This is a genomic window from Haladaptatus sp. CMSO5, assembly GCF_036689885.1.
Taxonomy (GTDB): Archaea; Halobacteriota; Halobacteria; order Halobacteriales; family Halococcaceae; genus QDMS2.
Genome location: NZ_JBAHVW010000003.1, coordinates 31901 through 54179, shown reverse-complemented (window position 1 = coordinate 54179; position 22279 = coordinate 31901). Strand labels below are relative to the sequence as shown.

At 55.7% G+C, this 22279-nt stretch carries 17 protein-coding genes and 1 pseudogene; 13 read left to right on the top strand and 5 right to left on the bottom strand.

The features are described from left to right. The first annotated feature begins 193 nt into the window (after nt 1-193). The 8 genes from V5N12_RS16690 (at nt 194) to V5N12_RS16655 (ending at nt 8961) form a co-directional block, all read left to right on the top strand. Nucleotides 194-1840, top strand: a complete 1647-nt coding sequence (locus tag V5N12_RS16690) for an AMP-binding protein (RefSeq protein WP_332900363.1) — start codon at nt 194-196, stop codon at nt 1838-1840. A gap of 196 nt (nt 1841-2036) precedes the next feature. Next, nucleotides 2037-3557, top strand: coding sequence for an amidase (locus V5N12_RS16685; RefSeq protein ID WP_332900362.1), 1521 nt, complete (start codon nt 2037-2039; stop codon nt 3555-3557). A gap of 208 nt (nt 3558-3765) precedes the next feature. Continuing rightward, nucleotides 3766-5067: an urea ABC transporter substrate-binding protein gene (locus V5N12_RS16680; protein WP_332900361.1), complete on the top strand. Its 1302-nt coding sequence runs from the start codon at nt 3766-3768 to the stop codon at nt 5065-5067. Between the two features lie 10 nt (nt 5068-5077). Next, nucleotides 5078-5944 carry an ABC transporter permease subunit gene (locus tag V5N12_RS16675; protein ID WP_332900360.1) on the top strand — a complete coding sequence of 289 codons (867 nt, stop codon included), beginning with the start codon at nt 5078-5080 and terminating at the stop codon, nt 5942-5944. A gap of 4 nt (nt 5945-5948) precedes the next feature. Continuing rightward, nucleotides 5949-7055, top strand: a complete 1107-nt coding sequence (locus V5N12_RS16670) for an ABC transporter permease subunit (protein ID WP_332900359.1) — start codon at nt 5949-5951, stop codon at nt 7053-7055. Further along, nucleotides 7052-7810, top strand: a complete 759-nt coding sequence (locus V5N12_RS16665; protein WP_332900358.1) for an ABC transporter ATP-binding protein — start codon at nt 7052-7054, stop codon at nt 7808-7810. The genes V5N12_RS16670 and V5N12_RS16665 overlap by 4 nt, the downstream gene beginning before the upstream one ends. 13 nt (nt 7811-7823) lie before the next feature. Further along, a complete protein-coding gene (locus tag V5N12_RS16660) occupies nt 7824-8522 on the top strand; it encodes an ABC transporter ATP-binding protein (protein ID WP_442904998.1) in 699 nt (232 codons plus the stop codon). A 148-nt stretch (nt 8523-8670) separates the two neighbouring features. Continuing rightward, nucleotides 8671-8961, top strand: coding sequence for a putative quinol monooxygenase (locus V5N12_RS16655; protein ID WP_332900356.1), 291 nt, complete (start codon nt 8671-8673; stop codon nt 8959-8961). Nucleotides 8962-9143: 182 nt separating this feature from the next. Here the strand turns inward: V5N12_RS16655 and V5N12_RS16650 are convergent. Together V5N12_RS16650 and V5N12_RS16645 are read right to left on the bottom strand one after the other, a co-directional pair. Further along, nucleotides 9144-9260 (bottom strand): annotated as a pseudogene (locus V5N12_RS16650) (transcriptional regulator TrmB); the annotation flags it as partial. A gap of 245 nt (nt 9261-9505) precedes the next feature. Continuing rightward, on the bottom strand, nt 9506-10279 hold the full coding sequence (locus V5N12_RS16645) for a hypothetical protein (RefSeq protein ID WP_332900354.1): 774 nt from the start codon (nt 10277-10279) through the stop codon (nt 9506-9508). A gap of 810 nt (nt 10280-11089) precedes the next feature. Between V5N12_RS16645 and V5N12_RS16640 the strand changes: the two genes are divergently transcribed. Both V5N12_RS16640 and V5N12_RS16635 read left to right on the top strand, forming a co-directional pair. Next, complete coding sequence (locus V5N12_RS16640; RefSeq protein WP_332900353.1) at nt 11090-11986, top strand: DNA-binding protein; 897 nt, start codon at nt 11090-11092, stop codon at nt 11984-11986. Between the two features lie 220 nt (nt 11987-12206). Next, nucleotides 12207-13181, top strand: coding sequence for a homing endonuclease associated repeat-containing protein (locus V5N12_RS16635; RefSeq protein ID WP_332900352.1), 975 nt, complete (start codon nt 12207-12209; stop codon nt 13179-13181). Between the two features lie 424 nt (nt 13182-13605). On the opposite strand, the gene V5N12_RS16630 is transcribed toward V5N12_RS16635, so the two are convergent. Further along, complete coding sequence (locus V5N12_RS16630; RefSeq protein ID WP_332900351.1) at nt 13606-15096, bottom strand: hypothetical protein; 1491 nt, start codon at nt 15094-15096, stop codon at nt 13606-13608. Between the two features lie 405 nt (nt 15097-15501). Continuing rightward, complete coding sequence (locus tag V5N12_RS16625; RefSeq protein WP_332900350.1) at nt 15502-16242, bottom strand: hypothetical protein; 741 nt, start codon at nt 16240-16242, stop codon at nt 15502-15504. Nucleotides 16243-16445: 203 nt separating this feature from the next. On the opposite strand from V5N12_RS16625, the gene V5N12_RS16620 reads away from it, so the two are divergent. Beyond that, nucleotides 16446-18182, top strand: coding sequence for a hypothetical protein (locus tag V5N12_RS16620; protein WP_332900349.1), 1737 nt, complete (start codon nt 16446-16448; stop codon nt 18180-18182). 19 nt (nt 18183-18201) lie between these two features. On the opposite strand, the gene V5N12_RS16615 is transcribed toward V5N12_RS16620, so the two are convergent. Continuing rightward, a complete protein-coding gene (locus V5N12_RS16615) occupies nt 18202-19986 on the bottom strand; it encodes a GmrSD restriction endonuclease domain-containing protein (protein WP_332900348.1) in 1785 nt (594 codons plus the stop codon). Between the two features lie 304 nt (nt 19987-20290). Between V5N12_RS16615 and V5N12_RS16610 the strand changes: the two genes are divergently transcribed. Together V5N12_RS16610 and V5N12_RS17185 are read left to right on the top strand one after the other, a co-directional pair. Then, a complete protein-coding gene (locus V5N12_RS16610; RefSeq protein WP_332900347.1) occupies nt 20291-21214 on the top strand; it encodes a transcription initiation factor IIB in 924 nt (307 codons plus the stop codon). 94 nt (nt 21215-21308) lie between these two features. Next, nucleotides 21309-22193 carry a biosurfactant protein 1 gene (locus tag V5N12_RS17185; protein WP_442904997.1) on the top strand — a complete coding sequence of 295 codons (885 nt, stop codon included), beginning with the start codon at nt 21309-21311 and terminating at the stop codon, nt 22191-22193. The last annotated feature ends 86 nt before the right edge of the window (nt 22194-22279 follow it).

Here is a 22279-nt window from a genome sequence, read left to right as displayed (position 1 = left end):
CCTGCTCCAGCAGTGCTGCGTCCCCTTCCGCTCGGTCGTGAACTGTTACCGACCTAGTCGACCGACGCATCTGTTGTGTCGGCCCATTAGGAACTCGTGTCGGATACTCTATGGTGCTTCACTGCGCCGTTATTCGTTCACACTGGATTCGACAAATACCATTTATTAGCTCGGGGTTACTCTTTCAGATGGTATGACATGGCACATCACACTTGACGAAGACACGTACGAGGATGCCAGAGATGCCTTCTCGTGGGAGCAGATACCGGATGGGTACAATATCGCTCACGACTGTTTGAAAAAGCATGCTGACCTCGACCGACCAGCACTCTATCAGGCCTACCCAGACGGCAGGCGCGAGACCTACACCTTCTGTGAGCTCGATGAGCGATCCAACCAAGTCGCGAACGCGCTTTCCGACGCGGGCATTGAACAAGGGGACCGTGTCGCCGTCGTCGTTCCACAGAAACCGGCGAATCCGCTGACACACTTCGCCTGCTGGAAACTCGGTGCCATCTCACTTCCTCTCTCGGTCCTGTTCGGCGACGACGCGATGGCGTATCGCCTCAAAGACAGCGGCGCGAAGGCGGCCGTGGTCGACGAGTCAGTTCTTGATACGATGAACCACATCCGCGATACCTGTCCCGACCTCGAGACACTCGTGAGCGTCGACGTCGATGACCCTGGAAACAGTGTTTCCGATTTCGAAGCGTTTTCTCAGGGATATTCCACCGAATTCGAGGCAGTCGACACCGATGCCGATACCCCCGCCATCATCCTCTATACGAGTGGGTCGACCGGTCCGCCGAAAGGCGTCCTTCACACACACGGCCTCTGGCTCGGTCACTGTCCGGCATTTTACATGTATTTCGAGCGAAACCTGGACGACTCGGTTTTCTGGACGCCTGCGGACTGGGCGTGGATCGGCTCACTCGGAGACGTGGTGTTCCCAGCGTGGCATTACGGACGCCCGATCGTGAGCTATCCGATGGGGGGGTTCGATCGCACCACTGCCTTCGAGATCCTTGAGGAGTTCGTCATCACTGACACCTTCCTCCCACCCACGGCGATTCGTATGATGATGGAGGTAAATGACCCAACAGAACAGTACGACCTCGCGCTCAAAGCGATCTGCTCAGGAGGGGAACCGCTCACACCGGAGATACTGGGGTGGGCAGACAGCGAACTCGAGAGTGTTGTCGTCAACGAACTGTACGGACAGACCGAAGCGAATCTTCTCGTAACGAACTGTCAGGCGTGGTTCCCCGCACAGGCGGGGAGTATGGGAAAGCCAGTTCCTGGGCACGACGTCGCGATTATCGATCAAGAGACCGGTGAGGAGATGCCGACGGGGGAAGTCGGGATGATCGCAGCAAAGCACGCCAACGACCCGGTCATCTTCGAGGAGTACTGGAACAAACCCGAAAAGACGGAGCACGTCCGTGTCGGCGAATGGCATCTGACCGGCGATCTCGGTAAGCGTGATGAGGAGGGGTATCTCTGGTTCAAATCACGCGACGATGATGTCATCATCACGAGTGGCTACCGCGTCGGACCGGGAGAGGTGGAAAGTGCCATCCTCGAACATCCAGACGTCGAACAGGTCGGCGTCATCGGAGTCCCAAACCGAACGCGTGGAGAGATAATCAAAGCATTCGTGCAACCAGTCGGAGGCATCCAGGGGGACGATGCCCTCCGGAACGAGATAGAGACGCTTGTGCGCGACCACTTGGCGAAGTACGAATATCCCCGTGAAATCGAATTCGTAGACTCGCTCCCACAGACCACGACGGGGAAGATTCAACGTCGCAAACTCCGTGAACTCGATGCGGTGGAGTGACCTCATCACATTAGCCCAGCGGTGGAGCTGCGATACAGACCACAACCACATCGCGATGTCGCGTCATTCGCCGGGTCTGGATATCCCCTCTAACTTCCACATTCGTTTATGATTGTCCCCACATCATTTATGCCGACAGAATATTCCTGACCCCAAGCTATTTGATTGAGGGTTAATTGGTACGATATGGTATAACATGACTATCAGACGACCTTCACGTGAGGAACTTAGCGAGATTGCCAAATCGGCACATTTCCCTCTGAATGAAGAGGAACTCGACGACTATGCGGAACTCGTGGCTGGGACGCTCGATGTCTTGGAACGAATGCAGGAGATACCGGAGCCTCGCTTTGCGCCACACAATATCAAATACGAGGATCGGTGTAACATCCATCGTCCGGAACCAGCTGAGAACCCTCATAATATCTGGGTGACGAAGGCCACGGTTGAGGGGGCAGACAGTGGGCCGCTCGCCGGCAAGACCATCGGACTGAAGGACAACATCTCTCTTGCTGGTGTGGAGATGACAAATGGGTCGCAACTGTTCGAGGGCTACGTCCCCGACATCGACGCGACGATCGTGACACGGCTACTCGACGCGGGTGGAACGATCGAAGGAAAGCTCAACATGGAGAGTTTCGCCTTCTCTGGCTCGAGCGACACCTCCGACTTCGGAACTGTGACCAACCCACGGGCCCCGGAGTACATCGCCGGAGGTTCGTCAAGCGGGAGCGGTGCTGCACCGGCTGCGGGCGAGGTCGACATCGCTATCGGTGGCGACCAGGGTGGGTCCATCCGCATCCCGGCGTCCTGCTGTGGCGTCGTCGGTCTCAAACCAACGACTGGGCTGGTGCCGTACACAGGGATCTTCCCGATCGACAACTCCCTCGACCACACCGGTCCGATGGCCGAATCCGTCGAGGACGTGGCCACAGCACTCGAGGTGATGGCCGGTCCCGATGGTCTCGATCCCCGTCAACCGGCTGGACTGGAAGGCGAAGACTATACCGACTCGCTCGTCGACGACGCCGAGGGGATGACCATCGCGGTCCTAAAAGAGGGCTTCGAACGCGAAGAGAGCGATCCGGAAGTGAACGCAACGGTACGGGAAGCCATCGAAACCCTCGAGGAACTCGGTGCCGAGACCACGGAGGTGTCCGTCCCGCGCCACCTCGACTCGCTCGCGCTCTGGATCGCAATCGCCGGCTACGGTGGTATCCAGGTGCTCAAACAGGGGGGCCTCGGCTCGCTGTATGACGGCTGGTACAACACCGGACTCGCGAAGGCGTACGACAAGTTCCGCAAGAGCCAGGGACGCGACTTCCCTGACTCGGTCAAGGCGACGTGGCTCGCCATCGAATATCTCGACCAGGAGTACCAGGGAAGTGCCCTGTATGGGAAGGGCCAGAACATCAGCCTCACGATGCGCGCCGCGTACGACGAGATCCTCGAAGAGGCAGACGTCATCGCGATGCCAACGATTCCCATCAAGCCGTTCGAGGTCGACCCCGATCTCTCGCGGATCGACCGCATCGGTCGGTCGCTCGGCATCGCGAAGAACACCGCCCCCTTCGACCTCACTCACCACCCGGCGATCTCCGTGCCCTGCGGCACGGCGGGGGGCCGTCCCGTGGGGCTCATGTTCGTCGGCGAGCGGTTCGACGAGGCGAGCGTTTTCCAGGCGGCCTATACGTACCAGGAGAACGCCGAGGAGTGACGGCGTCGGTGTAATCGGTGCGTGCTCACGACGGAAGAGGACCCCTCCCGATTGGGAATTGACCTGCGCCGTCGCTTGCGCTCCACTCACCTGCTCATTATACAGCCTACTCTTGTCATTATGTTGCTGCGGATCTCTATTGGCAACCTGCTGTGTTGATGTTCTCAGTAGACAACTTTTATCAACTAGCTATCCATATTGCCAAACAATGACATACGATGACACGTGTCGCGGTAAAGAGAAGCAGAATTGCAACCAGAACCGCGGGCGGTCGCTGAACCGACGGACTGTACTCAAAGCCGGTGCACTCGGATCGAGCCTATCTTTGGCGGGTTGTGTTGGCGGATTCGGTGGAGGAGGCGACGGTGCAATCAAGATTGGGTTATTGGCTGACCGGAGTGGCTCGATCTCCACGTACGGGATTCCGATGACGAGCGCGGCCGAACTCTGGCAGGATGAGGTGAACAACAATGGTGGTCTGCTGGGCCGGGATGTAGAGCTGATCAAACCCGACCCGCAATCTGACAACCAGCAGTACCAGAACCTCGCTCGTCGGCTTATCTTAGAGGAGGAAGTCGACATGCTGGTTGGTGGCATCACGAGTGCGTCACGCGAGGCGATCCGGCCGATCATCGATGAGAACAAACAGCTGTACTTCTACCCCGCGCTGTACGAGGGCGGTGTCTGTGACGAGTACGTCTATATGACGGGTCCCACGCCGACCCAGCAGCTCAAACCGCTCGTCGAGTACATGGTCGAGGAGTTCGGCGGCAACGTCTACACCCTCGCTGCGGACTACAACTTCGGGCAGATATCGGCGCTGTGGGCCCAGCGCTACGTCGAGGAGAACGGCGGGTCGATCGTGGGCGAGGAGTTCATCCCACTGTCGGTCTCTGACTTTGGCTCGACCATCGACCGGGTCCAGAACGAAGATCCGGACTGGATAATGAGCCTCTTGGTCGGGACCAACCACGTCTCGTACTTCAAACAGGCCGAGTCCACCGGTCTCCAGAAACCTATGGCCTCGACAGTCCAGGTCGGAGCGTCGTACGAGCACAAGACGCTCTCCCCTCCAACGCTTGCGAACATGTACTCGACGTGGAACTACCTCGAGGAACTCCCGTCCCAGGCGAACCAGGACTTCGTCAGCCGGTTCCGGGATATGTTTCCCGAGACTCAGTACATCAACCAGCACGCCGAGAGTACGTATGTGGCGTGTCTGCTGTACCAGGCAGCGGTCGAGCAGGCCGAGACGACCGACCAGCAGGCGGTCAACGAGGCCCTCGAATCGGGCATCAGCGTGGAGGCACCTCAGGGGACGACGACGCTGGATCCAGCGACCCACCACCTGAACCACAACATAGCGCTCGCAAAGGTCGAAGAGAACCACAGCATCTCGATCCTCGAGACCACCGAGAACGTCGAACCCACTTGGCTTCAGGAACGGTGCAGTCTCGCTTCGGAGAGCACATGGGACGACCCCACGAGCGAATTCTTCCAACCGAACTGATATGGCATTAATGTCAACTGTACTCGATCTGATCACAGTTATTGCCAGCGGGCTAGGGAAACTAGTTCTCGTCTCGCTGGGCCTCGCTATCATCTTCGGGATGATGGGCATCATCAACTTGGCGCACGGCGAGTTCATCATGGTCGGCGCCTATGCAACTGCACTCTCCTACCACCAGGGTGTCCCTCTGATTATCGCAGTCCTCGTCGGCGGCGTAGCCACGGGTGTCCTCGGTGTCGTTGTCGAACGACTCGTCATCCGACATCTCTACGATCGGACTGTCGACTCGATGGTGGCGACGTGGGGGCTCAGTCTCGTGCTGACACAACTGGCACTCATCGCCTTCGGGCCGAGTTCCAGTGGCATCGAGACCCCCTTCGGGTCTGTTACCATGGGGACCTACTCGGCATCGATTTACGAGTGGGTTCTCGCAGGGCTTTCGATTGCCCTCATAGGGGCTGTCTACGCTGTGTTCAACTACACCGAATACGGCCTGCACGCTCGCGCGACCATCCAGAACGAGGAGATGGCTCGGAGTCTCGGAATCGATACCTCGCGAATCTACATGATCACGTTCTTCCTGGGGTCGGTACTCACTGGACTGGCCGGCGGGCTGTTCGCGCCGACTATCTCGCTGGTACCCACCCTCGGTGGATCCTACATCATCGAAGCATTCGTGACGGTCATCGTCGGTGGGGCGAACGTTCTGATCGGCGTCCCGGCGAGCGCGCTCTCTCTGTCGATCATCAACGGCGGTGCCTCACAGTGGGGCGGCGCTCTGGCCGGCCGTGTCGCGCTGCTCGTGACGGCGATAATCATCATCCGTCTCATGCCCGAAGGGCTCTCGGAGTATATCGGAGAGAAAATCCGACAGTGAAACGATGAGTGACGAAACCACAAATCTCGACGAAACCGATGGACTCGCACACGGGGAAACATTACTGCAGGTTTTCGAGCGGTTCGAAGGCCCGCACACAATCGGATCGTCAACCCGATTCTGGGCCGGGTTCTGGGCACTCACGGCGCTGGCGTTCATCTATCCGTTCACCACGAATGAGTACGCCGTCCTCACGACGACGGTGCTGTTCGTCTGGGTCTTCCTCGCATTGAGTCTCAGTGTCATCTGGGGATACTCAGGTATCTTCAGCTTCGGACAGACTGCCTTCTTTGGTATCGGCGGCTATTCCTTCGGTGTGATCGGTATCAATCTGCTCCCCGTTACTGGAGGGACGAACCTGGCACTGCTCGTCGCGATCGTTTTTCCAGCCTTGGTCGCCGCTGTTATCGGCTATTTCATGTTCTACGGACGGGTGAGTGGCGTCTACGTCGCCATCATTACGCTGGCGACGACCCTCATCCTCGAACTCCTGTTCTCGCGGACAGCTGGCCAGCAATACGCGATCGGTGAGGCACAGCTCGGCGGGTACAATGGGATGACAGGGATCCCGTCGATCGTTCTCGGAGCCGGTTCGGCAACGATTGAACTAGGCGCCAACGGCATGTACTTCTTCGTCCTTACTCTCTTCGTTCTCACTTACCTGGCACTCCGATACGTCCTCAATTCGAACTATGGCTACGTGATGGTCGCAACGCGCGAGTCCGAAGACCGGACCGAGATGTTCGGATACGACATCCGGCTTCTGAAACTCCAGGTCTTCACAGCCGCGGGCGGCCTCGCTGGACTAGGTGGTGCACTGTACGCATCCGCTGGCAACTTCATTAGCCCGCCGGTGATGGGGCTTGCGTTCGCCGCGCTCCCGGTGATCTGGATTACCGTCGGTGGTCGGACGACGCTCATCGGCGCCATCGTCGGAACCCTGGGGCTGCGGTTCTTCAGTAACGAACTCGCGGCTGCCGGCAGCGAGTACGCCACGATATTCTTGGGCGTCGTCCTGCTCGTCGCTGTGCTCCTGCTCCCTGATGGTGTCGTTCCGACGATTCAACGCTACTGGGAACGCCGTGCGCAGAACCCGGAGGGTGACCAATGAGCACGGACACCGACTCTGACGCGGCGACCGCCGCCGCAGAGGGAGAGTACATCCTGGAAACAAAAGGGCTCACCAAGCGGTTCGGTGGTCTCACTGCTGTCGATGATGTCGACTGCAACATCCCATACGGGGAGATCCGTTGTCTTATCGGCCCGAACGGGGCAGGAAAGAGCACGTTCTTCAAGATGCTTGCGGGGCGTCTGCAGCCATCCAACGGCCACATCATCTACCAGGGCGACGACATCACTGATCTCGAGCCACACGAACGCGCACGCCGTGGTGTGAGCATCAAATTCCAGGACGTCAGCGTCTACCCGAATCTCTCTGTCCGGGAGAATCTCCGTATTCCTGTTCAGCGTTACCACGATGGGAGCAGTATTCGCTCGGAAGTCGAGGACCTGGTCGCACTGGTGCGGCTTGAGGGGAACGAAGACGTGCTGGTCGATAATCTCTCGCACGGTCAACAGCAATGGCTCGAGATCGCGATGGCCACCGCTATCGAGCCACAACTCCTCCTCCTCGACGAACCGACTGCGGGAATGACCATCGAGGAGACTGAAGAGACCGGTGACCTCATTCAGACCCTCGCTGACCAAGGAATGACTGTCGTGGTCGTTGAGCACGACATCAACTTCGTCCGTCAGATCGCAGAGGTCGTCACCGTGCTTCACAACGGTCAGGTGTTCGCGGAGGGTACGGTGAGCGAGATAGAGAGCAACGAAGAGGTTCAGCGGATTTACCTCGGACAGGAGTGATACACAGATGAGCATTCTCTCACTAGCCGACATCGACGTCTCGTACGGACAAACACCCATCCTCCGAGAGGTCTCATTCGACGTCAACGAGGGGTCTATCGTCTCACTAATCGGACGCAACGGTGTCGGAAAGACGACCCTGATGAAGACCGTAATTGGCCTCCTCACACCGACGAACGGGGTGATAACCTTCGAAGACCAGGACGTCACGCCCATGGGGGCAGACGCCCGCGCCCGACTCGGCATCGGTTACGTCCCACAGGGACGTGATGTGTTTCCACGGCTGACCGTCAAGGAGAACCTCCGGGTCGGCGAGCAAGTCAACGATGATACCACTGAGTATCGGTATGAAGAGGTGTACGAGTTCTTCCCGCGGCTGGAAGAACGAAAGAATCAGAAGGCAGGGACGATGAGCGGCGGCGAGCAACAGATGCTCGCAATCGGCCGAGCACTCGTCGGGAACCCTGATCTGCTGTTGCTTGATGAGCCGTCGGAGGGTGTCCAGCCGAATATCGTCTCTCAAATCGGGGAGACGTTGGTGGATATTCGCGACCGCCTTGGGACGACGATATTCTTCGTCGAACAGAACCTAGAGTTCACTGTGAACACATCCGAACGTGCTTACGTAATGGAAAAAGGCACCGTTGTCGACGACTTGAAGTCGGGGGATCTCATGGACTCCGATGTCGTCCAGAAATATATCGCGATTTGAGCGCTCTCTTATTCGTGCTCGCTGGATGTCTGTCCGCGGTCTCGACCACATTCTCGATGCCCTGCTAAGTGTCCTGCCAGTGGACGGTAGACTCCATGCCGGTCTGTGAGGATGTGATTTTATACTACTGCACTCCGTGGAGTTGCCCATGCAGATTGTCTATGCAACCCTTCCCATTGAACCATCCCATCGAGACGAAGCGCTCGAAGCAACGAGGGTCATCGCTGAGAAGAGCCGTCAGGAGCCGGGCGTCATCGACTACCGGGCCAATGTCGACGTCGAAGACGCGAATCTCCTTCGATTCATCGAGCAGTACGAGGACGCGGCGGCCGTCGAAGCCCACCTCGAGACCGAACACTACCTGCAATACGAGGATACAGTCATCCCTGATATGCTCAGCGGCGAGCCGGAGATTGTACAGTTCGAGACCACCGGCTGAACATCACTGCAGCGGATACCGTCGATGGGGCCCGGCGAGTCCCGATGGTGCGCATGGTTCGTGAGGGTGTTCCTCCGAGGTTACTGCATCCTGCGTGTGCGATCCAGGCCAAGGATGCGGTGAACCGGTCTCCACGTCGCCTGACGTTACTCTTCGAACCCGCTCGCCGACCTGCGTCGACGTCGTTGCTGGGGTTCTGAGGTGTAGCTGAGACTCCGATCGAGATTCGTTGCAAGGTGAGAGACCATCTGCTCACCGTGGAGGGCTGTAAGGGCGCGAACCTCGCCTTCTGTGAGCATACTGTTGCATACTAGCGAACTAATATATAAATCAGTTCGGTATTTTGCAACACAAGTCCGGCTCTGTCGAGGACGTGGGCATACCGAATGAAAGCCTCGACCTAGGGATCCAGCCACGCCAGAAGGGATCCACCATGAAAAATTAAAGGGTCGTGTCGCTAACTTGTACACTGATATAGGACTTACTTCTCGACTAACTAGCTGTTTTCCGAGTTTTCTGGACTTTCATCCTCAGACTCACCGTGTTATTCGTTGGCAATTGCTATCACCAGAACTCCGAGCAGGAATCCGAAGAAGACACCGAACAGGGGTTTTTTGCTCATATTCTCGTGAGCAATTGAGAGCCGGTACTCCCATTCAGGAGTGGTCTTTTGTTGGATTGAGGAGATTCCGAAAGCCTGGCTGCTATCGACAGTATCGTTCGCCCACGCCGCTGTCTCTGCATTAGAACCATTTTCGACAATATCGAATACTGTGCGTTCAGATGGGAGGAACCGGTTCCCTCGTTGAGCGTTCGCGGCAGCGACAACATCTTCGAGCGTGCTCTCGCCGTCTGTGGCGTTTCGAATACGCTGGTCCAAATGGGCATTAAACAACGCCCCCCGTTTGTATGGTACACGGCGATCGGTCCACGTTGACCGGTCAGATAGGACAGCACGACTCCCTGCGATTCTCTCCAAACGGCGGTTATACTCTCGCGGGGTAAGCGTCTCGGCACCCAGCATTAGTCGTAGCGTCATATACTCCGTTGTCCCCTCATTGAACCAGCTCATCTCCCCCAGCGAAGCACCACCGAAGGCGTGTCTCGTATGCAAATACTCGTGAAGTACGATATGGGTCGTGTTCAATTGCCCAAGTCGACTGGAGGCCCACGCGTCCCCATCGTATGCTCGACCACTGAAGGTTGGGTCTACATTTCCCGGCGTTACGAATATTGTTGTCTTGCTGTAACGGTGTCCAACATCGTACTCAGCCATCGCGTATCGGAGCTGCCGTTCGATCTGCTCTTTGTCAACCATTGACCGGCTCTCGTTAGCGATGATGGTCGTCACCTCGTGGCATCCGTCCTGTAGTGTTACAGCCGAATAATTCCCGAGATACGCGAATTGCGTACCGACGTAGCCGCCTTCGGGGGCCTCACTTCGTCAATACGTTTACCGAGTCGGACGCCGGGATTTGTTACTAAGACAAAGATTTTAATCAGCTAGCAGATGTATTCGTAATGGCTCGCCCTGCTCGCCGCTACCGCCCTCCGCTTGCTCACGGTTCGCGCTGCTTACCGTTCGCATCGAGACGCTCTCTGCGGTCGCGTCTCGCTTCGCTCGCGACCGACCATTCCGGGCTGTCGCGGTCTTGTTCCTCCGTCACTCGACCGCGTTCCGGGCTAAAGTGAATCTGGTCTCGACGCCAGCATTAAGCGCGTTTTCGGTTGCGCCCCTCGCGGGCTTTCGCGTTCCAGCGCTTTGGGCCGTTCCGCACGGCGAGCCACACCACGACTCGCCGTGCTCACGACCGTCGCCCTGGACACAGACCCGCAGTCCGGGCCGGACACGAGAAACGGCTTAACGCTGGACACTCGCTCCGGGCGGGTCGCTGGAAGACGAACGGAGTGAGTCTTCCAAGCCCTGCCTCGCTACGCTCGGCAGGACGGCGCGCGGTGCTGGTTGGGTGGCCTCCCTATGGCGCGCTCTCGCTCGCGCCCCAGGGGGCGCTCGCGAAGGCGCGAGCGAGAGCGCGCAGATGGTTCTGTCGGTCGGTGTCGTCGAAGAACCGCGATGTAAGGGCATCGCGGTGTCGGGCGCGTGAGCGCCTTCAGGAGCTGAACTCCAATGTCGAGTAAGAACGTCTTTGGTAATGAGGTTTCGGTCGATGAACTGGCATTCGAACAAGCGGACAAATCGGCGGTTGACGAAGACGGCTTCGAGGTCGTCGACGAGACGCCGGAATTCCAGGCAACAGTGCAGATGGAGGTGCAGGCAAAGGTCGATGCGAACCACCCAGATGGGATGGTCGACACCAGTGACGAGCGGATCTACGGTGCGACCCTCGAACAGGAAGAGCGCATTCGGGCGCGGGAAGCTGAACTGGAGCGCATCAGTGCCCAAGCAGAGCTGGGGACGCAGGAAGGTCGAGAGAAGCGGACGCGAGACATCGCGGCGAAGCGGAGCGCTGAGCGGCGTGCAGAGTTCCAGAAGCGGGCGGCAAGCGTGAACCCGATGGCTGACCCGGAACGAGGCGATCCTCGTGCAGAACTCGCACAAGAGCAGTTAGCGGTGGTGAACAAGCAGTCGATGCGGCTAGCGAAGAAACTGGATGGCTGGTCGCGAGCGGCGATTGGTCGGCGGCTGGGTGAAGCCGTGGTCGGTGGGAAAGACCTGATGAGCGCGGTCGTCGGGGTGTTCGAGGAGTTGCAGACAGCACCCGGGACGGTGGTTCCCATCGGGAAGCTCGAGGACGTCAATCGCAAAGAAGTGAGCATTGAGGGTCAGGTCGAGGTGCTCTGGGATAGTGACTCACCAGCCATTCAACAAGTCGGACTCATCGAGGACGACAGTGGGAAAACGAAGCTGACGTCGTGGGTGGCGAGTGACCAGCCCTGGATCGAAGAAGGCGAACGAGTTCGCATTCACGGCGCGGCGAAGAACTGGTACAACGGGCGCGTCTCAGTGGCTCTGACCGGGTGGAGCACCGTGATGTTCCCCGAGCGCGGTCAGTGGTGGGAATAGCCGGTCGTCACACCTTCTTTTTTTTTGTTACGTGCCGGACCGACCCTGACCCCACCTCCCCACCCTCCGCTCCGTACTCGCTGCGCTGCGCCCGCAGCCACGACCTTATTATGGAGGTCAAGGATTCGCGGAGGCCCGTATCGAAAGACCGACCAGAGAGAGAGTTTTTCTGCGCCGGAAGTGGCGAGGCGCTGACGTATCGTCGGCGTCCTGATTTTCGATGGATTCAGAGAAGCGAGTGTATACGTGTGAGACCTGTGGAGCCGAGTTCGAAACACCAGGTGCAAAGGGCGGTCACAAACGAGCGCATCAGATCAAGATCAGTGAGGAAGAGTTACTAGCCGAACTCCAGCGGCTGGCGAACGTCTCAGGGCAGCCACCGACAATGAAGATGATGGACGAGCAAGGTGCGTATTCTGCGGCTTGTGTAAGGCAACGGTTCGATACTTGGGGAAATGCTTTACGGGAAATTGGATTATCGCCGAACATCAGATACGACATTCCGTCGGCGGACGTCAAAGAGGACATCCGAACAATCGCAACAAAACTTGGACGTCCACCGACATCGCCAGAGTACCGTGAACAAGGGGATTTCTCCGTTAGCCTTGCGCAAAATTTGTTTGGGAGTTGGAATGAAGCACTAGCAGCTGCTGGGTTTGAGCCACATTCCGAACATGGGATCCCCGACGATGTCCTCCTCGATGAAATCCGAACACTCGTTGAGGCACTGGGGAAGGTTCCGACAGCGACCGATATGGACGAGTACGGTCGGTTTTCTTGTCGGTGCTATTTTGATCGATGGGACGGCTGGCAGGCCGCAGTTCGAGCTGCTGGCCACGAGCCCGTTGGTCGTCCATCAGGCCCTGCCAACGGCAACTGGAAAGCGGACTCAAAGGATAAGCGACGATACTACGGGCCGAACTGGAAGGCACAGCGGGCGAAGGCGCTTGAGCGAGACAGCTACGTATGTCAAACGCCGGGGTGTGACTGGTCACAGACCGCCCATCGGGAGGCGTTCGGGAAGGGGCTGCACGTTCACCATATCCAGCCGCTTAGTTCATTCGAGGACAGGGACGACGATGTGGACTTCGAGCGGGCCAACCGGCTTGAGAATCTCGTGACGGTGTGCGTTCAGCATCATCGCCTCTGGGAACGAGTCTCGCCACTTAGGCCGGATACGAACCGGTCACCTTGAGACTAAAATGAGTACATCAGACTCAGTGTTCTCGAGGATTCAACTGGTGAACGTCGATGGTCCCGTAATCACCATAGAGAGTGGGTTTTTCTGCCCTCTGAAGGGCGGAGGGCACAGCAATAGCGTGCCCTCACCGAAGTATGTCCAAGGAGATTACTCTTACAGCCCGTGAACGACTTCGAATTCATCTTCAAGAAGCGAAACGAGCGACCACATCTCCCGTCGTCAAGGCACAGCTAGATGCCGCGCTGGACGCCTGGGAGGACTTACCGCCGACGCCCCTGCAAGAGTGTCCCGTTTGCGGAAAAGTCGGGTTGCCAGAGCGGATCCGGCAACACAGGTGTGGAGCCCAAGGTCGAAATGGCGACGATATCCGGTTCTAATACGACGTCGTGACTCAAGACCGTCGAGATAAATCCAAGAGTTAGCCGAATAACTCAGACGAGTCCACACCAAGGGCCGCGTCATCCATCAGCTCGCCGATCTCGTCGATGCTTAGTCCGGTCTTCTCAGTCAAGTCCATATAAGCGACGATAGAAGCGCCCATGAAGCGGCGCGCTTCAGCCACTACATCTTTCGGATGGTCGAACTTCTCGTCTAGTACCTTCAAACGGCTATTCCGCTCTAAAACATCGGCAAGATACTGATTCTCGTGCACAATATCCCCCCTGAGTGAGTAGATATCCTGTAGGAACTTCTGGATGTACTCCCGTTCGTAAGATAGCCTATCATGCAATATCTGGCCTCCACGCAGTTTGAGTCGGAGGGTAATCGAGCTCCCCGATCCAACTCCTTGGAGAAGAAGCCCCTCAAGCCCGATTAGACAGTCAAGGAGCTGATCTTCGTAGAACCGCTTCGACCAGATCTCGTTAAAGCGTTGAATTGAACGCGTGAACTGACCGTCCCTATCAAGACGAATTCGTCGACAGTGGTGTCCCCAAAACTCGGTGAGTTCATCAACGGAGTCTGGATACAGAAGGTATGCTTCTTGCCGTTGTGTTCGGTCTTTGTGTGCGTCTCCGATTACTGTGAAGTCGGGGATTCCCTCTCTGAATTCAAGCCAACTGGGTTCTTGTCGGAAGGATGTGCCCACGATCAGGTCTCCTGTTTCTGGGTCGGGGTCAAAAAGCCGTAGTGCGGTCGCTAACCGTTCTCCAATTTCTTCCCCTGGATCATACAGAGTGCCTTCAGGTTCTCGTGCCGCTATCTCTGCATGGATTTTGTACTCACAGGCGTCAACAGGGTTGAGACTGAACCGCTCCCCTCCACCCGCTGAGGATGTATGGACACCCAGCCTTTCTGAATCGGTGATGGGGCAGATCCGGAGTGATTCAACTCGATAGAAATTGTGACGTCTTCGACGGAGTTCAAATTCTGGCGATAATTCGATAACTGCTTCGTCGTCTCGTGGAATGTTGAATAGGTGAAGTGGAATGATGATCTCGAAGGTTTCCAGCCCCGTCTCGTACTTCGGAAGCCAGTGTTCCTCGTATGCTCGATCGAACCCTCTATCCGTGACCACGTAACCTCCCGAATAATCCATCACTGTGCCAGCGAAGTTGAAAAGCGCGTTAACGTAGGAGAATAGATTAGGCTCCTCAGGGGGCTCGTAGTCCTCCGGTGCGCCGAGAAATACAACGTCTTCGTCATCAGGTTCAGCAGGATCGTTAAGACCAAATCCGTTTCCGGTCTCGTGCATCCACTCTGCAGTCTCTTCGAAGAACTCCTGCTGGCGTGAAGAATAGAACGTAATAATCCGGGAAGGCTCATCAATGATTTTCTCTTTCCTGTCCATCCGATCTCCTGCGGCAATTCGGAGTTTCGGGACGAAATCTTGCTCCTCACGAACGGTTTCAACGAAACCATCCACACACTCTCTAACCCGCTCCTTCAATCCACTTTCCGAACTCCCCATAGTAGGGGAAGTGACCAATTTGTCTTCAAGACTGTGCTAACCCCGACACGGCCGTGGCCACGAAGGGTTGCTTCTATCGAAGTGTACTAACCGGTGTATGAACCAAGCGATCCGTGAGGAATGTAGCCTCAACACCAGAGAAGGAGGGGATGACTCGGTGGGTTGTCCATTCTACGGCATCATCAACCAGAGGAGACACAGCGAATGCCGGAATTGCGGTCGTCCGATGAATCTGGAACAGCAGAGCGAACAGGAAGAACAGCTCTCTGCGTAAGAACGATTATGTGAAGTTGATGAAGAGGGGATAGTGGACAAATTGGAAGAGTTGCTGGCGTCTCAGTCAAACCTCACATAGACCACTGTGGTTTGGAAGGGCCCGGAAGACGATATTCGTGTCCCGCGGGTTCAGTATGGCAGTGGAAGATCGGGGTGGATCTGGAGGTCAATCCTAATCGAAAACTGCCGGACGAATCCTTTTGATACGCGAAGTGCCCATTCAGCGCAGCCGTAGCTCATGCATTGGCTGGGAAAGAATGCGTTCCCACTCGGTATGAGCGGGTTCAGGTCAAACCGACCGTCAAGTTGTTCTTCTATCCCGTACTCGTTCTCGGTGTAGTCCTTCTCACCACCTTCAATCCATCTCGGCTCAAAATGCACGAGTTCATTCCGGATGTCTAGAATGCGAGCGACAGGTTCTGCGGGAGTGCTGTCTTTTTCGAATTCGTCGAATCCGTTGACGTCTAAGAAGATATTGTACTTCCCGAGAATCCCAGCATTGTCTAACCGGTTCGTGAGCTTCTTTTGTCCCTGCTCAGGATTGAGTTCTGCTTCCTCGATGTTCTGACGGAATTCCGTTTTGTCTGGGTAGTGTATCGGGTCTTTTCCATCATTTATTAGGCGGATGTCGTCCCAGAGCTCCCAGTACAGGCTATTGACTGTGGCCTCTAGGAAGCAAGCTGTGCTGACGATTGAGTTCATGCAGAAGGCGCGATGCTTCGTCTTGTCGTCGTTGGGAATGGAGGATGAACCGGTGTTGGGGTCAACGGAGTCGTATAGTGCTTCAACACGTCTCGCCTCATCACGGAACAGCTCCGCATGTATCGCGTGGTGGCCCTTCAACGTCGTGGTTGCGCGTACCGAAGCCATGCCACCACTTGTTGATACAGGCTGAAATAAATGAAGTAGCCAACGCTGCTTAATTCCAGTCCCCGATATTGGTGCTGTCTACTTCTCCAATTGAACTCGATATCCGTGTGCTTGAGAAGTCGGTGTTTGTTGTAGATCTTCAATCTCACCCCGTAACTGCTGAAAACGTTTAAGATGCTATTTTGACACCATCTATGTGAAGAATGTACGACCTGGTCGAGGATTCAAGAGATGTCCCAGATATAAACTCGTGGCTGGCCTTCGAAGACAGAGACCAATTTGATCCCATTGACGATGGGTGGATCACGGTCTACAGAACCGGCCACAAAACTACAGATTTGGAATCAGAAGTGGTCGATCAGGGGTTCAGGATTCACTGTTTCTTAATTGATCAGGAGGATTTAGACGCGTTTTTAGGTATCGAACCGTATGGAGAGATTCCTAAATTCGATTTCTACCCGATGGCGTATGGCTCGCGTAGAGGAGAGGAGTACTGGGAAGAGGATCTCACGCAGTGCATAGACGGTATAGAAGCCAAGCGTTTCGTGATGAAGTTCACAAAGGACGCTCCTCTGGTAGATACCGGTTTCGTCGAATATCATAAACTCATTGAAAGGGAGAAACGGAACTTCGAGAGGTACGATACAGACGAGAAAGTGGTCCGTTTTCCCGCGGATAAGTGGAATTACCTTTCCTCGCAGTCTGACCACTGGGGGCTCGATGATACAATTCTGAGTTTGGAAGTGCGAGCTTCCTTCCTCAAGGATTATCTGCAGGAGCGAGGCAGTGCCTTGGTACTTGCATACTTCCAGTCAAGGGATGTGAAATCTACAGAGGAAGATATCCAACTCCCTGATGAAGATAGAGAAAGTTTCGGAATACTGGGCGGTAAAGCAACCCGTGGTGTCCGAAGAACGATGCCGGGCTACGAACTACACTGGTTTTGCCCTATTCATCCCTCCGATATTCCTTACAGCCATGAAGAAACGCTTCGGGAATCAAGAGAGAACCTGAAATTTGAAACGAAGCAAGGATACCGATTCACAAAGCAGGAGGCGATGAGGGAAGACGGGTTTGCGGAAGCAGGATATCGAAGACCCGCGATCGGCGCTGAAGACGTAGATGAGGCTCTGAACTTCTTCGGTTGGACATTCTTTGATCCGGAAGTACTGGAAAAGTACAAGTCTGATAGCCGGGGCTCGGTTTCCGAATGGTCCAGACAAGGTCTACAAATCGAGTGGTTGGACAAGATGTCGCTCCGAGCGTATCGGAATGATGAAGACCTGATTGTGATTATTGTCGATGATCTAGCAAAGATACCCGATGAGGAGATCCCTCACTGGTACCAGCACAACACATCTCCCCGAGGTGAAATCCCCGAGGAGATGATTACTAATTATATTAAGGCAGAATTCGTTGACTCAGAGTCTCCTGCACAAGCGGTGATTAACGCGGTGACCGAGCTTGATGCTGCTTTCGAAGAAGCCTACGGTCGACGTCTTTACAGAGAAACTGGTGAGGAGCTTGATGCTGAGCGGTTGATGACCTTGCCGCGAAATGAGCGTGAAGCGTTGTTGGATGTGATGTCGAAAGTCGATGAGGTTGTAGTGGAGAACCTTGATAAAGGGAACTTGGAAGCTCAATTGCCGGATGACGTAGATGAGGATGATATAGAAGGAGAAAAGTCGGCTTTGTGGGAGTTCGTAAGAGAGTTATCGGACACCGACAAAGCCAATGAGATACTAACACCAATTAATGCGGTACATGATTTTAGACAGGAAGATAGCCATCGGAGGGTAACTGGCGGTTGGAGTCGAGCAGTCCAAACAATGGGATACCCAGAGGACTCAACCGGATTTAGGGATATTTATCGAGACACATTGAGAGATACTGCGGCGTCGCTACGAGAGATTGCTGATCTGATAGAGGAACAGAACTAATCCGAGAACCGAGATTCAGTTATTGAAGTCTGGCTTCGGTGACGGACCAGTCGAGGTCCATCTTCGTTTTGTCTTCGATGGTTTGTCTGATGGCTTGTTTTCGGGATTCACAGAACGCTTCGTAGTCGTCGTTCAGGAGTGCTTGGAAGGCTTCGTCGTTGATGAAGTGGCCTTGTAGAAGTTCGCGGACCCCCTGTTCACCCCGTGGGTGTTCTTCTATCATGTCGGGGATGTAGACGCTGGGAAGATCATCACCGTATTTGAACCGGTTGTTGCGGTACTGGATGATGGTACGGTTCAGTATCTTGTTCCGCTCTGTCTTGTCGTAGGAGTTCCCGTTCAGACCATTTTTGAGCTGGGCGTTGGGGAAGATGTGGTGGTCGTCGACTTGGTGGACGTTGATGCTTTCGAAGGTGCCGAAGTCTTTAGCCCCGTTCAGAACCAGCAGGCTCATCACGCCGTCGTAGGGGCCACCGCGGGTTGTGGTGTCCAAGCTGAGTTCAATCGGTATCAGGTTCCTTCCTTCTTGGATGGCTTCTGGTGGCTCGCTGCGGCTGCCTTTAATCCAGTCTTTGACTTCGTTGTAGTCCTGGTATGAGATAGTGTCGGAGCTTCCACTGTACCTTCTTGAGAAGGTGCTTACCCAGTACCATTGCCTGATTTTCTCTAATGCTTCTTGATTCGGGTAGGTGCCGCCCTCTTCTGCGAGGTATATCAGATTTGCAATTGTGGGTAGTATTGAACCGTAGGGGAATCCATATTTTTCTGTGACACCGAGCCCGCCCACTTCAGTGGATTTTGCTTTCTCCAGTGCTCGATCAATTATTGAGGCTGCGCTTTTCCAGTCGGATTCGAAGTTGTCGGGCTTGAGTTCACGAAGGCTGGCATCCTTACATTCGGTGCCGCGGTACAGGGCCAGTGTTTTTAGGATGCGTTCCCGCGCCGTTTTCGAACCGGAGTTGTCAGAGTAGGTTTCAATGCGGGGGTACTGGTCTATCGATTCGTCCCACAGGTCTCTCAGGTTGATATTATGCGGTGAAGGGTAAAGACGTGCTGTCAAAATGTCGAACACTCCTAAATCAAGGCCTTGAGTGTTGATCCGTTCGAAGGTTTGAACCACGACCGTGTCAGGTGTGTCCGGGTCTAGTTCGATAATCGGGATGTCGTAGCCGCGGAATGTACCCGTATTTCGTTCAAATTGCTGAATGTCTTCTCTGGTAACGGAATCGTGGCTTTGTGCGTAGTCTTCTAGGCCCCAGCGCCACTCCTCGAATGCATCTTTGCTTCGGAAGACAGTGAACGGGATTAGGTCCCGTTCCATTTGGAGTTCGTAATCGTTGTCGATTAGTCTCTGGGAGGAGTCCCAGTCTCTTCTTCTCCAGGTAATTGTATCTTCGTCGAATTCGCCGTTGACAATCTTACTGAATTTCAGGCAGAAGAGCTGGGGGTACGTGGTGTTATCCAGTGGCAGGTCCGGTGCGGTCAGGGCGTAATAAATGCTGGAAATTCGTTGCTGTCCATCGAGAACCATTTCCATGTTGTTCGCTGTCTGGGAAGAAGGCACACCGGCAACATCTCTTGGTGGGAATGGTATGTTATCGGGATCTCCGGATACCGGTAGTGTGAGCAGAGTATCGATGTAATACCCGTTCAGGATGCTTTCGAGCAGTTTTCCGATCTGTTTGGTAGGCCAGACAAAATCTCTCTGAAAGTCTGGTAGAACAAGTTTCCCGGATTCGATCTCGCTAACGATGTCCTGAACGTCTTTGTTGTAATTGAGACTGACGTTGAGGTCGTGAGGCATTACCGAGCAATCCGTAGAACACAAATATCAATCTAAGGGAAAATACAGAGCTCTCAGTCAAGCCGTCGCTGAATCTGCTTCCGGAACACCTGGAACGAGTTTTCGAGTTCTCTAAGCAAAGCCAGACACGTGCGATTGCGACCAACTATCCGGTAGCTCCCATTCGGGGACTTCGTGCGAATCGGTCGAAAGAACCTCCCGAAGTGATTCAATACGTCAATCGATCCCCACCAGCCCGCTCGAGGGGTGTTTATCTCCCCTGTAAGGGGTGCGGGGTGCAGACAAGACACCTCGCGAACTACCAATGGCGACGAGAGACATCTACGAGAGCGGATTCGACGAGGACGTATCGAACGACGGAACCACGCCGTGTCCAGAGTGTACGGGCCAGGTGAGAACGAACAGCGTTGAAACCATCTGCGAGGACTGTGGACTCGTTATTGACGAACAACGAATCGACCGCGGTCCGGAATGGAGAACTCACGATCAGGACCAGCGAAAGCGGACAGGCGCTCCACTGACTGCAGCACGTCACGACCGAGGACTGTCGACGGAGATCGGTCGCCGGAAAGATGCGAACGGAAACGAACTCTCTGGGCAAAAGCGCCAGCGACTGTCCCGAATGCGCCGGGAACAGAATCGTGGTCGGTTCCAGTCGAAAGCCGAGCGAAACCTCGCACACGGGCTGGGTGAAGTACGAAGAATCGCCAGCGCCCTCGAGCGTACAGATTCGGTCCGTGACCAGGCGTGTCAGCTATTCCGGAGCGCTCAGAACGAAGACCTGCTTCGAGGCCGATCAATCGAGGCGATAGCGGCAGCAAGCATCTACGGGGCCAGTCGCTGTAACGGCCACACATGGTTACTCGACGACGTCGTCGACACAGCACGCGTCGAACAATCGAGAGTCAAAAGTGCCTACAAGACGCTGAATACAGAACTCGGACTACCGGCCCAGCCTGTTCGACCGAGCGATTTCATTCCCCGCCTCGCGTCAGAAATGGATGTTCCAGCGGACATCCGACAGCGAGCTCGGAGATTGGCTGAACAGTCGGAATCGACAGGAGCAGCGTCGGGCGTCAAACCGTCGGCGTTCGCAGCCGCCTGTCTGTACAAGGCGGGTTGCGAAGAAGGACAATGGCTGACGCAGGAGAAAGTCGCTGAGGTGGCGAGCGTTACTGCAACGACCATCCGGTCGCATCGAGACACGCTGAACGAATTGGCGATCTGAAGACGCTGTCTGCGAGTTTTGTGCCGATTCGAGTTCGGCGTTGGTGGCTGAGATTTAAATACAGAGACGAGGGAAGGTGCTGCCAGACGACTCTATGAATGGACGTCAATCTGATTTTGAGGAACTACGACCACTTGGTGAAGCGACTCGCGTTCCCGACGACGAGCTTTCTGGACGAGGGAAGGCTGGGCGATCAGAGGGACAGCGAAGAGAGGGGCCGGATTCGTATCCAGATCGAACGAGATCGACACGGAGCGAATGTTCCTCGTGCGGGGCGTCGATTCCTGCGAGCCGTACCAAGTGTCGGTTCTGCCTCTCGAACCATCTCGATGGAACCACCGACGATAGTCGCACCCCGGATACTGAATGGACACTACTCCATGTCGTCCATCTGCTCGTCGAGGCGTCGACATTCTACGCTGCCGTCGCGAAGGGTGCTGCTGCGGCCACGCTCCTCACCAAGGCTGACAGGGATCCAGCGGTCGACGGCTGCCAACTGATCTACGACCTTGATACGGAGCCCGCCACACAGCTGGCCGACAAGTGGCCCTCGCTACCCGAAGCAGTTCGAGTTACCTCCGAGCGCGGTGAACAGCTACTCACAGTCGCTCGTGAGCGGACGGGAGGGACAGAGTCGACACGGTCGCAGCGTGAGGGGGCGCACACGACGTTCCTCTACGAGGAGGGAGGACGCGACGTTCGTGAGGAAGATCGACTTACAGCCCTACTCGAGAGGGCCGATAGCGACGTCTGGTTGGTGCCAGCGATTGCACTCCAGCGAGCCGTCGACGACGAGCACTCAGAGGATCGTCAACCCAGTACTCCCTCGAAAACACGTCTTGAGTGTCGCAAGTGCGATCGGAAGACTGTGCATCAATTCCAGGAGTTCGAGTCTATCCCAGATGACGAGTGGTCTGGCCAGCCGATGTGGGAGTGCCAGGTGTGTCAGTCACCTCGTCACGGACCGAATCCCCGGTAGGATATCCGGCAGAACAACACCTTAACCAACGTAACTTGCATATACCGGACGTTGTTGGTTAAGACTGGATCAGGACCTGGCGGCAG

Bases quoted from the DNA above. Each gene is read 5' to 3' on its own strand.
- V5N12_RS16685 (WP_332900362.1), top strand. From the start codon at position 2,037: ATGACTATCAGACGACCTTCACGTGAGGAACTTAGCGAGATTGCCAAA.
- V5N12_RS16670 (WP_332900359.1), top strand. From the start codon at position 5,949: ATGAGTGACGAAACCACAAATCTCGACGAAACCGATGGACTCGCACAC.
- V5N12_RS16620 (WP_332900349.1), top strand. From the start codon at position 16,446: ATGTACGACCTGGTCGAGGATTCAAGAGATGTCCCAGATATAAACTCG.
- V5N12_RS16615 (WP_332900348.1), bottom strand. From the start codon at position 19,986: ATGCCTCACGACCTCAACGTCAGTCTCAATTACAACAAAGACGTTCAG.
- V5N12_RS16640 (WP_332900353.1), top strand. From the start codon at position 11,090: ATGTCGAGTAAGAACGTCTTTGGTAATGAGGTTTCGGTCGATGAACTG.
- V5N12_RS16610 (WP_332900347.1), top strand. From the start codon at position 20,291: ATGGCGACGAGAGACATCTACGAGAGCGGATTCGACGAGGACGTATCG.
- V5N12_RS16675 (WP_332900360.1), top strand. From the start codon at position 5,078: ATGTCAACTGTACTCGATCTGATCACAGTTATTGCCAGCGGGCTAGGG.
- V5N12_RS17185 (WP_442904997.1), top strand. From the start codon at position 21,309: ATGAATGGACGTCAATCTGATTTTGAGGAACTACGACCACTTGGTGAA.
- V5N12_RS16635 (WP_332900352.1), top strand. From the start codon at position 12,207: ATGGATTCAGAGAAGCGAGTGTATACGTGTGAGACCTGTGGAGCCGAG.
- V5N12_RS16625 (WP_332900350.1), bottom strand. From the start codon at position 16,242: ATGGCTTCGGTACGCGCAACCACGACGTTGAAGGGCCACCACGCGATA.
- V5N12_RS16680 (WP_332900361.1), top strand. From the start codon at position 3,766: ATGACATACGATGACACGTGTCGCGGTAAAGAGAAGCAGAATTGCAAC.
- V5N12_RS16630 (WP_332900351.1), bottom strand. From the start codon at position 15,096: ATGGGGAGTTCGGAAAGTGGATTGAAGGAGCGGGTTAGAGAGTGTGTG.
- V5N12_RS16665 (WP_332900358.1), top strand. From the start codon at position 7,052: ATGAGCACGGACACCGACTCTGACGCGGCGACCGCCGCCGCAGAGGGA.
- V5N12_RS16690 (WP_332900363.1), top strand. From the start codon at position 194: ATGACATGGCACATCACACTTGACGAAGACACGTACGAGGATGCCAGA.
- V5N12_RS16645 (WP_332900354.1), bottom strand. From the start codon at position 10,279: ATGGTTGACAAAGAGCAGATCGAACGGCAGCTCCGATACGCGATGGCT.
- V5N12_RS16655 (WP_332900356.1), top strand. From the start codon at position 8,671: ATGCAGATTGTCTATGCAACCCTTCCCATTGAACCATCCCATCGAGAC.